The following is a 14,900-nucleotide window of genomic DNA, read 5'->3' on the forward strand; positions in this document are numbered from 1 at the left end:
AAGGGAGGCCCCCTGTCCGCCAAGTTTCCTGCTTGTGACGGCCTGGCTAACCGTCAATCGTGCTCGGTCAGCAGCGACAATGCCTCAAGCAGATTCGGGTCCAGGTCATTCGACCGGTGATGGGCCCGACTGAGCTGCTCGCTGAAGCCTGGCGCGGCCACAGGGAACGATGGCTCACCTTCACTCACCTCCAGCCGCACCTTGTCCAGGTCCAGCACCAGGCGATAGTGATGTGCTTCCCCTTCACTGCCTCGGCTATCGATATCCAGCGTCACCTTTTCCAGCGCCGCCGAGCGTTCGATCAGCAACTGACCGATCGAGGGACGCTGAATCCAGTCCGGCAAGGCTCGTCCCCCGGGTAATGACACCTTGATGTCGCGTTGCCCTTCCGGCAGCTTGAGCCACGCCCGCTCGTTCTCGACCAGAGCCTCCAGCGTCGCTCGGCCATCGCTGCTTGCCCACGACGTCGCTCGCACCTCACCGGGATGAGCCAGCGACCTGGCTTCCTGCAGCATCGAGGAGTTCCAGGCGCTGGATTCTCTCGGCTGATCCTTGTTTACCACCTCCATTTCAGCGTCGGTCAGCGCCGAGATGCCGTGTACCGCCGCTCTTACTGCCCCATCCGCAGACAGGTCGGCAAGGCCACCAAGGCCTCCGTACTGATTGACCACCTCATCGACCATGCCATCGGCATGCATCAAGGGCCCTTCAGCATCCGACTCGACATCCTGCGACGGGACTTCGGGCGCACGGTCACCGATATACAAGCTATTGAGAGGCTCCACCGTCACCGAGACGGTCACGTAGGTTACACCGCCCTGCCCGTCCGACACCGCGACGACAAAGCTGTCGCTGCCGGAGAAGCCTGCTTCCGGCACATAGATGAAGGATCCATCCGGGTTCAGGGTAAGGTGACCGTGTCGAGGACCGTCATCCAGCGCGAAGGTGAGTTCATCCCCCTCAACGTCCGATGCCACCACCTGACCAGCGGCGGCTTCACCGCTACCGGTGACGATAAGATCGGCACTGGCCACAGGGACGTCATTGACCGGCTCAACCGAGACGGTGACTACCACGGTAGTGGTGGCACCGCTGGCGTCGGTCACGGTCACGCTGAAGCTGATATCGCCACTGACGTCGGGGTCGGGGACAAAGGTGAAGGTGCCATCCTCATTGAGCGTGACGCTGCCGCCGTCCGGTTGATGGTCGAGACGGAAGGTCAGGTCGTCATTATCCACGTCGGTGGCGACGACGCGCCCCTCGACCGGGGTATCCTCGGTGGTGACGATGGGATCCACGCTGGCGACAGGGGCGTCGTTGGCGCCGAGAACGCTGATCGTCAGCGTCGCGGTGGAAACACTGCCATCGCTGTCGGTGATGGTGTAGCTGAAGGTCTCAGTGAGCGTCTGCCCCGGTTTGAGCGCGTCCACCACGGGGTTGCTGTTGTCCAGCGTATAGGAATAGCTGCCGTCCGCGTTCAGCACCAGGCTACCGTAACGGCCCTCCACCGGCTCGCCAACGCCGCCCTCGGGCGATGACTGACCTGACCCCACCGCAGTGACCCCGCCATCCACCGCAACGCCATCGACACCATAGTGGTCATTGAGGAGGACATTACCGCTGCAGTCGCTTCCCGGCTCTGAGCCTTCCTCGCTCACCTCACCGCGGTCATTGCCGGTGCCAGGACCATCGTCGATGATGGCGATGGCCAGGGTGCCAATGTTGTCGGTGGTCTCGCCCTCCACGTCGGTGACGCCGATGGCGAAGCTGTCGTTGACCGCGCCGCCGGAGTGATCGGCCCTCGAGGCCAGATGGTAGGTATAGCTCACCTCTCCGGTGGCGGGGTCGTAGTAGCGCAGCACCAGGGTGCCGTGATCGCCGGTCACCTCGATGGGATGGCTACCACAGTCCTTGAGCTGGTCCAGGCTGATGGTGCTTCCCCCCAGGGTCAGGCTGGACAGACTGTCGGCTGGTCCGAGAGTAAAGGTGCCACTGTGGCTCAGGCCCAAGCCCTCGTGGCTGCCTCCTGTCAGACCGGCCTCGTAAACCGACCCATCGGTGGTGGCGTCGCCTGCTGAATCGCCCCCTCCTGGCTCACCGCCTCCATCCCCCAGCCCACCGACAGTCACCTTGTCGTCCACCGCCGTGACCGAAATGCTCAGGTTCGCGTCGGAGGTCGCGCCCCCATCGTCACTGACGGTGTAGGTGACCAGTGGCACCTCGCCGTTGTAGTTCAGCGCCGGCACGAAACGGTAGCTGCCATTGGCGCTGATGGTCAGCTCGCCGACGCCTTCGATGACGGCGGTCTGCCCTGCCAGGAAGGTTCCCTCGATACCATCGACACTGAAGCCCGTAACACTAAGGCTATCGCCCTCGATATCGCTATCGTTGGCCAGCAGGCCGTCTTCGGCGGCGACCGTCAGAGGCGTGTCCTCGGCGATCGTGGCCTGGTCGTTCTTGGCGGTCGGCGCGTCATTGACCGGGGTCACCGAGACATCGACCTCCACCGTGACGGTGGCACCGGAAGGGTCGGTCACGGTGACAGTGAAGCTGGTGTCGCCGTTGAAGTTGGCATCCGGGGTAAAGGTGAAGTTACCTTTCTCATCGAGGGTAACGGTGCCACCCTCAGGCTGCGCATCCAGACTGAAGGTGAGCTCATCGTCATCGACGTCGGTGGCGATGATCTTGCCATCCACCGGAGTATCCTCGCTGGCGGTCACCTTTTCCGCAGAAGCCTCCGGCGCGTCGTTGGCGCCACGAATGGTGATCGTCAAGGTGGCGGTGGCGAGATCGCCGTCGGCGTCGCGGATCTGATAGCTGAACGTGTCGGTTTTCGTGTCACCGACCTGGAGCTCGTCCACCTCGCCATTGGTGTTGTCCAACGTATAGCTATAGCTGCCATCGGCGTTGAGGATCAGGCTGCCGTACCTCCCTTCCAGCGGGACGCCGGTGGCCCCATCGAGACTCCCGCCTTCCACACCTACCCCGACCACCGCCCCATTGGCGGCTTCGCCATCGGCACCCGGGCGATCATTGGCCCAGACGCTGCCGGCGCCGGCAGCGCCGTCCTCGTCGACTACGCCGCTGTCATCGGTCGCACTCGGACTATCATCGTCGATGTCGATCACCAGCGTCCCGGCGTCGGCGGTGACCTCACCCTCGACGTCGGTCACGCTGATCATGAAGTCGTCGCTGACTGGTCCCTTGGAGTGATCCGCGTTTGAGGTCAGCAGATAGCGGTAGCTGACCGTACCGGTGGCGCGATCGTAGCCTTCGATGGTCAAGGTGCCGTAGCGGCCCTCGATCGCGATGGGTGACGACGCGCTGGCCTCGAGCTCGGCAAGACTGATGCTGCGACTGCCCAGGGTAAAGCTCGCCAGGCTGTCCGCCGGCCCCAGGGTAAAGCTGCCACTATGGCTCAGCCCGTTACCTTCATCGCTGCCCCCGGCCAGGCCGGCCTCGCTTACGGAGCCGTCACTGACGTGGTTGCCGTCGCTGCCATCGTTACCGTCGCCCAGGCCGCCCAGGTTGACCTGGTCATCCACCGGCGTGACCGTGATGTCCAGGGTGGCGGTGCTGGTCCCACCCTCGCCATCGCTGACGGTGTAGGTGATCGTTGGCACCTTGCCGTGGTAGTTGAGTGCCGGTTCGAATCGCCAGGCACCATCGGCCTCCACCGTCAGCTTGCCGACACCATCGATGGTGACGGTCTCACCGACATCGATGCTCTCGCTCATGCCGTCGACGCGAACGTCCACGACCACCAGGCTGTCGTGATCGGTCTCGATGTCACTGTCGTTGTCGAGCAGACCAGGCAGACTGTCGTCGGTCGAGGAGTCAAGCGGCGTGTCCTCGGGGGTACTGGCGGTCTCGCCGGTCACCTTCGGCGCATCATTGACCGCTTCCACCTTGACCGTGACCTCGACAGTGGTGGTACCGCCATTGCCATCGGAAACCGTGACCTTGAAGGTGATATCGCCATTGACGTTGTCGTCGGGGGTGAAGGTGAAAGTGCCATCGTCGTTGAGCGTGACCTTGCCCCCGTCTGGCTGCGCGACCAGATCGAAGCTGAGGTCATCTCCTTCAACGTCACTGGCCTCGATGGTACCGCTGACCGGGGTATCCTCCTGGGTCGTCAATGCATCGACGCTGGCCGTCGGCGCGTCGTTGGCCCCCTCGATGGTGATGGTCAGAGTCACGGTGGACGTGCTGCCGTCGGCGTCGGTGATCTGATAGCTGAATATCTCGGTCAGCGAACCACCCGATTTGAGGCTATCGACCTCCGTATTGGTGTTGTCCAGGGTGTAGGTATAGCTGCCGTCGGCGGCCAGGGTCAGACTGCCGTATTTGCCGACAACCTCGCTACCGACACCGTCTGAGCTGACGCTGGAGCCCGGGCCCGTCGCCGTCACCGTGACGTCTCCATCGGCACCCTCGCGGTCATTGGTCAATACACTACCGGTGCCGGCATCGCCGTCCTCGGCGACGCTGACCTTGTCCTTGGCGGCGATCGGCGCGTCATCGAGAATCTCGATCATCAAGGCCTTGGGGCAATCCCGGGTCGAATTTTCAAGTTGGTCTGTCATGACCACGTCGACGCTATCGAACACTCGCTCTCCACCATGCTCAGCCGCTTCTGTCAGCACGAACCGATAGAGCACGGTGTTTTCCCGCACGTCGGTGCCGTCGCCTTGCTGGTAGCCGATAATCTCGAAATAGCCGTGATCGGTCTCGATGCGTACCGACGGATTGTCGGCGGACAACGCCGCCAACTCGCTCGGGGTGAAACTCGTGTCGCCGATGGTCAGGGTTTTGAGCTGCTGCGTCACCCGGTCCACCACCGAGAATGATCCCTCGTAGATCACCTCAGCCGAGTCTCCAGGGTCTGTGCCGGTGGCGCCATCCGTGTTGAGTTGAGCTTCGTCTACCTCGCCCCCTTCCGTGCCAACCACCGCCGTCGTGCCGTAGATGCGGATGGTCAGGGTGGCGGTGGCCGTATCTCCGTCAGGATCGGTGATCTGGTAGGTAAAGGTGTCTGAAACGTGTCGCCCGGCAGCCAGCCACTTGACCGTGTCCGAGTCGAAATCGGGTACATAGCGGTAGCTGCCGTCGGCGTTCAAGACAAGAGTGCCGTATTCACCCTGAAGCCCCTGTCCGATATGGGACGCCGACGGCCCGTCTGATCCTGCCCCCACTGCAGTGACCGTGCCACCGTCACCGCCCAAGAAATCGGCGTCACCGTCCATGGCATCGGGATCGTCGCCTCCGTCGCCGGTCAAGACGTTTCCATCGGCGATACTGCTGGGTTGATTCGGCTTGTTGATCGTGTCGTCGACGTCGTTCACGGCCTTCGGTGCATCATCGAGTATGGCAATCGACAGGGTACCGGCATCCGCAGTGACGTCACCGTCGACGTCGGTGACGGCGATCGCAAAATCGTCACTGACAGGCCCCTGGCTATGGTCGGCGTGTGCCTTGAGGGTATAGATATAGCTGACCGTGCCACTGGCCCTGTCGTAGCCATTGATCAAAAGCTCGCCGTGGCCACCCTGGATCCTGATCGGCGTACCGGCACTGTTGACCAGCTGGTCAAGCGTCAAGGTGGTTCCGCCAAGGCTGATACTGGCGAGGCTGTCCGCCGGTCCCAGGGTGAAGCTGCCGGTATGGGAGACGCCACTACCGAGGGTACCGGTCCCCCCCGCCAGGCCGGACTCGCTGACCTGTCCATCGTTGGCACCATCACCGTCACCACTACCATCGCCCAGGCCACCGACGGTGACCTTGTCGTCGATCGCCTCGACGGTGAGCTGGAGCGTTCCGGTGGTAGTTCCGCCGGCACCATCGCTGACGCTGTAGCTGATCTTGGGCACGTCACCGTGGTAGTTCAGCGCCGGCTCGAAGCGGTAGGCCCCATCGGCGTTCAAGGTGAATTTGCCGACGCCCTCGATGGCGACCGTCTCGCCCGGCTCGAAGGTTCCCGTCACGCCCTCGATGGTAAAGCCGCTGACGCTGAGACTGTCACCATCCACATCGCTGTCGTTGGCCAGTACCCCACTGTCCTTGTTCACCACAAGGGGGGTGTCTTCACTCGTGCTGTTGGTGTCCGGGGTGGCCACAGGAGTATCGTTGACCGGCGTCACCGTCACCGTAACTTCCACCGTGGTGGTACCGCCGTGACCGTCGTCTACCGTAACGCTGAAGCTGACGTCACCGTTGACGTTGGCGTCGGGGGTAAAGGTGAAGCTGCCGTTTTCATTGAGCGTGACCGTGCCCCCGTCCGGCTGGGCCACCAGATCGAAGGACAGCGAATCCCCATCCACGTCGCTGGCCGTGATCTGGCCGTCGACCGGCGTGTCTTCAGGCGTGGATATCGCATCCACGCTGGCCACAGGGGCATCGTTCGCGCCCATGATGGTGATGGTCAGGGTCGCTGTACTGGTATCACCATCGGCATCGATGATCTGATAGGTAAAGACCTCGGTCAGGTGCGCCCCCACCGCCAGCTCGTTGACCTCGGAGTTCCCGCTGTCGAGCTTGTAGAGGTAGTTGCCGTTGGCATCGAGGATAAGGCTACCGTAACTACCGGCGACGCTGCTGCCGACACCGCCGCTCGGCGATTCCTTGCCGCTGCCCACCGCGTTGACCAGCCCCTTGCTGGGGGCACCATCGGCTCCTGCCAGGTCGTTGCCGATGACCGAGCCGCTGATGTTGCCACCGTCCTCCACGGCCTGACCGGTATCGGCCTTGGCCACCGGTGCATCGTCGATGACGGCGATGGTCAGAGTGCCCGCATTGGCGGTGACATCTCCTTCGACGTCGGTCACCCCAATGACGAAGCTTTCGTGGACCGCACCATCGCCATGGCTGGCATTGGTGGTCAGCGTGAAGGTGTAGCTGACGATACCGGTCTTCTGGTCGTAGCCGGTAATGGTCAGCAGACCATGGGTGCCGTTGATCTTGATCGGGGTGGTGGCGCTGGCCTCCAGCTGCGCCCGAGTAATCGATGTAGTGCCGATGGACAGGCTTGCCAGACTATCGGCGGGCCCCAGCGTGAAGCTGCCGCTGTGGGATATCCCGCCGCCCGCCACATCCGAGCCACCGGTCAGGCCCGACTCCTTGACAGAGCCGTCGGTCATGGCGTTGCCGTCACTGCCATCGTTGCCATCGCCAAGCCCGCCCAGGCTGACCTCATCATCCACCGGCTTTACCTTGATGACCAGTACGCCACTGGTGGTCCCGCCGTTTCCATCACTGACGCTGTAGGTGACCTTCGGCACGCTGCCGTTATAGTTGGTCGCCGGCACGAAGGTATAGGAGCCGTCGGCGTTCAGGGTCAGGGTCCCCACCCCGGCAATGGTGGCGGTTTCGCCCGCCTTGAAGCTGCCCGTCATGCCCTCGACACTGAAGCCGCTGACGCTCAGGCTATCGCCTTCCACATCAGTATCGTTGGCCAGTACGCCCTTGTCCTTGGCGACCTCGAGTGTCGTGTCTTCGTTGGTCTCGGCCTTGTCATCCACCACCGTCGGGGCGTCATTGACCGGCGTCACCGTGACGCTGACCTCGACAGTGACGGTGCCTCCGTTGCCGTCGGAGACGGTTACGCTGAAGGTAATGTCACCATTGACGTTGGCGTCGGGAGTGAAGGTGAAACTGCCATCCTCACTCAGGCTGACGGTACCGCCTTCCGGCTGGGCGACCAGATCAAAGGACAGGTTATCGCCATCCACGTCCTCGGCCACGATGCTGCCGTCCACCGGCGTATCTTCCGATGTGGTCAAGGCGTCGACCGACGCGGTCGGTGCATCGTTGGCCCCCTTGATGGTGATGGTCAGGGTGGCGGTGCTGGTATCGCCGTCGGCGTCGATGATCTGGTAGCTGTAGGTTTCGGTCAGGGTCTCGCCCTGCTGCAGGGCATTGACCATGGCGTTGGTGTTGTCCAGCGCATAGACATAGCTGCCATCGGCGTTGAGTGTCAGGGTGCCGAAGCTGCCCACAAGGGCGCTGCCGACGCTTCCCCCATCGATGGATTCGGCAACACCCACCTTTGACACCTTGCTGCCATCGGCGCCCTGCCGGTCGTTGCTCAGAACGTTGCCTGTGGAGGCGGCGCCGTCCTCGGTCACCGAACCGGTATCGGCGGTGGCCGACGGCGCATCATCGGTGATGCGGATCGACAGGGTACCGATACCCTTGGTGATATCTCCCTCGACATCGGTCACATCGATGGCAAAGCTGTCCTTCACCGCACCACTTGAGTGGTCGGCGGCGGAGGTCAGGGTGTAGCGATAGCTCAGCGTCCCGGTCTGGCGATCATAGCCCTTGATCCTCAGGGTCCCGTGGCTGCCGGTCACCTTGATCGGCGTCGTGGCACTGGCCTCGAGCTGGGCAAGCGTTATGGTTGAACCACCCAGGGTAAAGCTCGCCAGGCTGTCCGCCGGACCCAGCGTAAAGGTGCCGTCGTGGGTCAGTCCTGTGCCGTCGGCATCGACCAACCCTGACTCCTTGACCTCTCCGTCGACTCCGTCCCCGCCATCACCGAGCCCGCCCACCGACACGCTATCGTCGACCGAATCGACCGTGATGCTGAGGGTGGCGGTGTCGCTGACGTGCCCGTCGCTGAGCACATAGGTCACCTTGGGTACGCTGCCATGGTAGTTGAGCGCGGGATTGAAGCGGTAGGAACCATCGGCGTTCAAGGTCAGGGTCCCCACCCCGGCAATGGTGGCGGTTTCCCCTGCCGTGAAAGTGCCCGTCAGCCCCTCGACGCTGAAGCTTGCCACCGACAAGGCATCGCCATCGATATCGCTGTCATTGCTCAGCACGCCCTCGTCCTTGCCAACGATCAAGGGTGTGTCCTCCGCTGTGCTGGCGCTGTCGTCTGACGCGACCGGCACATCATTGACCGCACTGATCTTGACCGTCACCTCCACCTGGGTCTTGCCGCCGTGGCCGTCATCCACCGTGACGCTGAAGGTGATGTCGCCGTTGACGTTGGCGTCCGGCACGAAGGTGAAGGCGCCGGTGTCCTCGTCGAGGGTGACGGTTCCCCCCTCGGGCTGAGCATCAAGGGTAAAGTTCAAGGAGTCACCGTCAGGGTCCTCGCCGACGATGGTGCCCGTGATCTCGGCGTCTTCTGCACACTTGGCGGTGATATCCTCCGCTGTCGGGGCGTCGTTGGCGCCCTTGATGGTGATGGTCAGGGTCGCCGTGCTGGTATCGCCGTCAGCGTCGGTGATCTGATAGATAAAGGTCTCGGTGAGGGTTTCCCCCTTCTGCAGGCCGTTAACCGCAGCGTTGGCGTTGTCCAGGGTGTAGAGGTACTTGCCACTGGCGTCCATCACCAGGCTACCGTAGTCACCGGCAATGCTGCTGCCCACACCCCCCGAAGGCGCAGCCTCGCCCTTGCCGACCGCGCTGAGTGCACCGCTGTCGGCGGCCCCATCGGCCCCCAGGGTGTCATTGGAAACGACATTGCCCGTCAGCGAACTGCCGCCGCTGGCGTCCTCGTCGACGCTGCCCTGGTCTGCCTTGGCGGTCGATACGTCATCGACCACCAGGATGGCCAGCGTGCCTGCGTTGTAGGTCTCGTCGCCATCGCTGTCGGTGGTGCCGATGGTAAAGCTGTCCAGGACCGGATCCGACCCATGATCGGCGACGGACGACAGGACGTAGCGGTAGGACACGACCCCGGTATCGCTGTCATAGCCGTTAATCGACAGCTCACCGTAGCTACCCGTGATGGTGATCGCGGTGGTGCCACTGGCCTCCAGCTGTGCCCGGGTTATCATCGTGACGCCGATGGTCAGGCTGTCGAGGCTCGAGGCAGGCCCCAGGGTAAAGGAGCCCGTGTGCACACTACCACTGCCGCCGGCGGCAGAGCCCCCGGTCAAGGCCGATTCGTTGACGCTGCCATCGCTGCCGTCGCTGCCATCCCCGAGGCCGCCAAGTGACACGCTGTCTTCCACCGAGGCAACCGTAATGGTCAGGGAACCGCTGGAGGTCCCGCCCTTGCCGTCGCTGACGGTGTAGGTGATCTCCGGGACACTGCCGTGGTAGTTGGGCGCCGGGGTAAAGCTATAGGAGCCATCTGCGTTGAGCGTTAGCGTCCCCTTGCCGGGGATGCTGGCGGTCTCACCCGCGGTGAAGCTGCCGGTGACTCCGGCCACGCTGAAACCGGAGATGGCCAGACTATCCCCGTCCACATCGCTGTCATTGGCCAGAAGTCCTTCGCTCTTGTCGACACTCAGCGTCTCGTCTTCCTTGGCATCGCCCTTGTCGTTAGTGACCACAGGGGCATCATTGACGGCGGTTACCGTAATCGTAAGCGTCGAACTGGCGTAGCCTCCGGATCCCTTCAGGGTGTAGCTGATGATCGGCAGTGCACCGAAAAAGTTCGCCACCGGATCGAACCGGTAGGAGCCATCCTTGGCCAGCGTCAGCTTGCCGATGACATTGCCGTCACTGTCCTTGACGGTATTGGCCTGCCCCAGTACCAGGGCGGTATCGGCCACGCCGTCACCGTCGGTGTCGATGGCCGCCGAGGCGATTTCGGTGGCCCCCGCCAGGGTATCGTTGGTCAACAAGCCCTTATCCTTGGCAACCACCAGCGCCACGTCCTCATCGGTTTCCGCGGCGTCTTCCACCGCCGTCGGCGGACCGATGCTGTCGCGATAGTCCAGGTCGAAGCCGGGAGGTGAGGCATCGCTGCCGTCTGCTGCGATATCATCGTCGCTGTCAGAGAGGGCAAAGTTGCCGTCAACAAGGTTCTCATCATTGGCATCAAAGCCATCGTTGGCGTCCGATCCCTCGAAGATGTCGAGGAGCCCGTCGCCGTCGGTATCGGTGCTGTCACTGACCGACGTTGCGCCATCGTCGCGCTCGGCGATATCCAGCTTGCCGTCGTCGTCGGAGTCACTGTCGAGGTAGTCTGCCGTGCTGTCGCCATCGGTATCGACCGGCGTCAGCCCCTTGCTGGCCGTAGCGGTGGTATTGCCGGTGTCCTTGTCGTAGGCGTCATCGAGTCCGTCCTTGTCGACATCGGTGCCAGTGGGCTTTATATAATCCTGGGTCGTCTGCGCCTCGACATTGTCGGTGATGCCATCATTGTCACTGTCGATATCCAGGTGATCAAAGACGCCGTCTTTATCACTGTCCCTGTAGGCCGCATGATTGCCGGAACTGGCAAGCCCCAACTCCCTTAGCTGAAGCTTATATCCTTTTATTGAGGGACCAGTTTCATAGGTACTCGTGATAACAACTTCAAACCGGAGAACGCCGCGATACACATGACTAAAGTTATAAATATCGTGCGTACTCGTATTATCACAACTAATATTCGCTAAAACTTCCTCGCCCAGCAGCCCATCCTTCCCATACACCCTGATAGTAGCCGATCTTATCCCATCACCAACAATACCGCGATCATTGGCAATATAAAACTGATCGACCGTCAAACCAGAATTCGACAAGGAATCTACTACAGAGACAGATATCACTATCGGCGGATCAAGCTCCCCTTTCCTGCCTCCTGTATCGATATGTATGTAATCGCTACTCGAATCATCACCGTCGAATACATCCCCGGCTTCACCCACGACGATTTCGCCGCCATCCACCTTGATGGAAGAATTGTCCCAGTAGTCTGTTCCTATCCAATTTCCCGCGACACCCTCACCCCACTCATTGATATCAAGGATTCCATCATTGTCGTCATCGATGTCCAAGCTATCTGCGATTCCGTCACCATCGGTATCAATCTGGCTATCCCGATAATCCAGGTCGGAACCGGGGGGCGAAGCGTCGCTGCCGTCGGCCGCGACGTCGTTGTCGCTGTCAGAGAGCGCAAAGTTGCCGTCAACAAGGTTGTCATCGTTGGCATCATAGCCATCGTTGGCATTCGTTCCCTCGAAGATATCCAGCAGGCCATCATGATCGGTGTCGGTAGCATCCGTGATGGCCCAGGCGCCATCATCGCGCTCGGCAATATCCGGCATGCCATCGTTGTCGGAGTCGCGATCGAGGTAGTCTGCCGTGCTGTCGCCATCGGTATCGACCGGCGTCAGCCCCTTGCTGGCCGTAGCGGAGGTATTGCTGGTGTCCTTGTCGTAGGCGTCATCGAGTCCGTCCTTGTCGACATCGGTGCCTGAAGGCTTTATGTAATCCTGGGTCGTCTGCGCCTCGACATTGTCGGTGATGCCATCATTATCACTGTCGATATCCAGGTGATCGGCGATATTGTCACGGTCGGTGTCCTTCGCCACACCACCGATACCAATCCTGACACATGACCCTACATTGGCAGCCACATTGTAGTCAGGATGCCACCCCATGCTCAGGGTCACCGTTTTTACATCAACGACCCTTACTGACCACGACAGTCCGTACAGGTTCCCCAATCCTCTCATGCTGAATGTGAGCGAGTTGAGATAAACCCCCTGAGCGACATTCAGGACATTGTTGGGATCGTAGACCACGATATAGGCACCGGGGCTCGATACGGTAAGCTGGTCATACCTATCAAACTGTCTGCTACTAGGTACGTTCTTGCTGTCGATGACGAAGTCCACAAAGGTATCTGTTGCAAGACTGACCGTTGCAACATTATCCGCGGAATAGTCAAAGTTTACCGCTCCGGCTTCTTGACCATAGCTGAGGCTACCCTCGGTGGTATTTGAGGTCACCTCTACCTTTGTGCCGTTAAAGTCAAGATCCGGTATCTTGTCGTTGGCAATATCGGTCGTGTCGATTTGTTCTTGTACAGAGGTATCTTTTCCTTCGGTAACATCAATGATGCCGTCGTTATCCTGATCGATATCAACCGTATCGATGATACCATCGCCGTCACGATCCAAGACAGCATTTTCCCGATAGTCAAAATCGACAACAAGTGGCTGTGCTCCGTCGCCATCCGCCGGCAGATCGTCGTCGGAATCAGCCAGCGTAAAACCATTCTCCGTGACATTTTCATCGTTTGCGTCATAGCCATCGTTGGCATTCGTTCCCTCGAAGATATCCAGCAGGCCATCATGATCGGTGTCGGTCGCATCCGTAATGGAAGAGGCCCCATCATCGCGCTCGGCAATATCCAACTTGCCATCGTTGTCGGAGTCGCGATCGAGGTAGTCTGCCGTGCTGTCGCTATCGGTATCGACCGGCGTCAGCCCCTTGCTGGCCGTAGCGGAGGTATTGCTGGTGTCCTTGTCGTAGGCGTCATCGAGCCCGTCCTTGTCGACATCGGTGCCAGAAGGCTTTATATAATCCTGGGTCGTCTGCGCCTCGACGTTATCGGTGATGCCATCGTTGTCGCTGTCGATATCCTTGTCATCGCAGATACCATCACCATCGGTATCCTTTGAAATATATTGAAACGCCACCCGATCCATGGCGTAGTCACCGTTTCCTCCGCCCCCGTCCTGATCGACCACCATCACGATGCCATAGTTGCCGGCCTTGCTCAGATCAAACACACCGCTAAACGTCTTGAAACTACCGCCTCCTGGAAGATCGCCGATAAGACCATACGCCAGCGTCTTGACGCGCTTCCCGGCATCAAAATCCCAGATAAATATATTATAGCCATCCGAACCACGTGAATACTTTTTTGAGAGATCGAAGCTGTATCGATAGTCACCTGCCGCCAACTCCTTGCCGAACTTGTAGACAAGTGACTCGCTGCCATCCGCTGCATTTGCCAGGCTATGATTCCCACCATTTTCACCAGGGCTGATCTCATCAAAAAGCCCCCCCGTCAGCGATGAGTTCCCTGTACTATTAACCCAACTCGGCTTTGAAGTATTGTTATCAACAAGGTCTGAGCCGCTGAAATACCAGCCAGAGGAATCTCCACCGGAAAATCCGCCATTCTCCACCAGGTTTGGTCGACTAAAGTCATACTCGTTATCGTCGATAATCCCATCATTATCATCATCGATATCGACGCTGTTATCGATACCATCACCATCCGGGTCGAGGCGAGCGCTATCACGATAGTCAAAGTCAGCTACGCTCGGCACCGCGTCTGAGCCATCCGCGCTGACGTCGTTGTCACTATCGGAAAGGGTAAATCTCCCATCCTTGATCAGCTCGTCGTTGGCGTCAAAGCCATCATTGGCATCCGCTCCCTCGAAGATGTCGAGCAGACCGTCGCCATCGGTATCGGTTTCACTAGTGATGGACCAGGCCCCAGCGTCGCGCTCGGCGATGTCCTGCTTGCCGTCGTCGTCGGAGTCGCTGTCGAGGTAGTCTGTGGTGCTGTCGTCATCGGTATCGACCGGCGCCAGGCCCTTGCTGGCCGTAGCGGAGGTATTGGCGGTGGCAGCATCGTAGGCGTCATCCAGGCCATCCTTGTCCTTGTCGATGCCGCTGGGCGCCACATACCCCTTGGTGGACTGGGCCTCGATGTTGTCGGTGATACCATCGTTGTCGCTATCCAGGTCAGCAGAATCAGCGGCTCCGTCTCCGTCACTGTCGATCCTGCCGAAGAATTCGACTTCTGTCACGGCAATCCCTGCTCCACCTCCCACCTGCTCTTTAATATTGAAAAACTGAATACTTGCCACACCGTGAATATCTTTCGGTATATCCATATGAAGCGGCCAACCAGCCGCCCCTTCGGGGATAGAGTTAGTGGCAGCATATCGAGTGCTTGAATAGATCAAGTCCCCGGAAGAATTATAAAACCTTATCTCACCTATCGAGCCAATCGATTGTGAATCATTAAGTATACTTCCCGCATTGTTCCACAGATCGATCCCATAGATACGATCGATGGGTGGATCAAAATTGAACGTAAAATCGCTGATTTGCTCTGCAGTGGACGATACAAAGTAAGTTTTGGTATTCCCGTCTACCAGGCGATCCAGAGGAGCCGAAGAAGCCCCGCCGCTCGTCACGCCATTGCA

1 protein-coding gene is annotated in these 14,900 nt (G+C 60.2%); it reads right to left on the reverse strand.

Going from position 1 to position 14,900, the window contains the following annotated elements:
- Positions 1–53 precede the first annotated feature (53 nt).
- Positions 54–14,498: a cadherin-like domain-containing protein gene (locus NFH97_RS19745; RefSeq protein WP_349625412.1), complete on the reverse strand. Its 14,445-nt coding sequence runs from the start codon at positions 14,496–14,498 to the stop codon at positions 54–56.
- Positions 14,499–14,900: the final 402 nt, after the last annotated feature.

The organism is Halomonas sp. SCS19 (genome assembly GCF_040147015.1).
GTDB lineage: Bacteria > Pseudomonadota > Gammaproteobacteria > Pseudomonadales > Halomonadaceae > Halomonas > Halomonas litopenaei.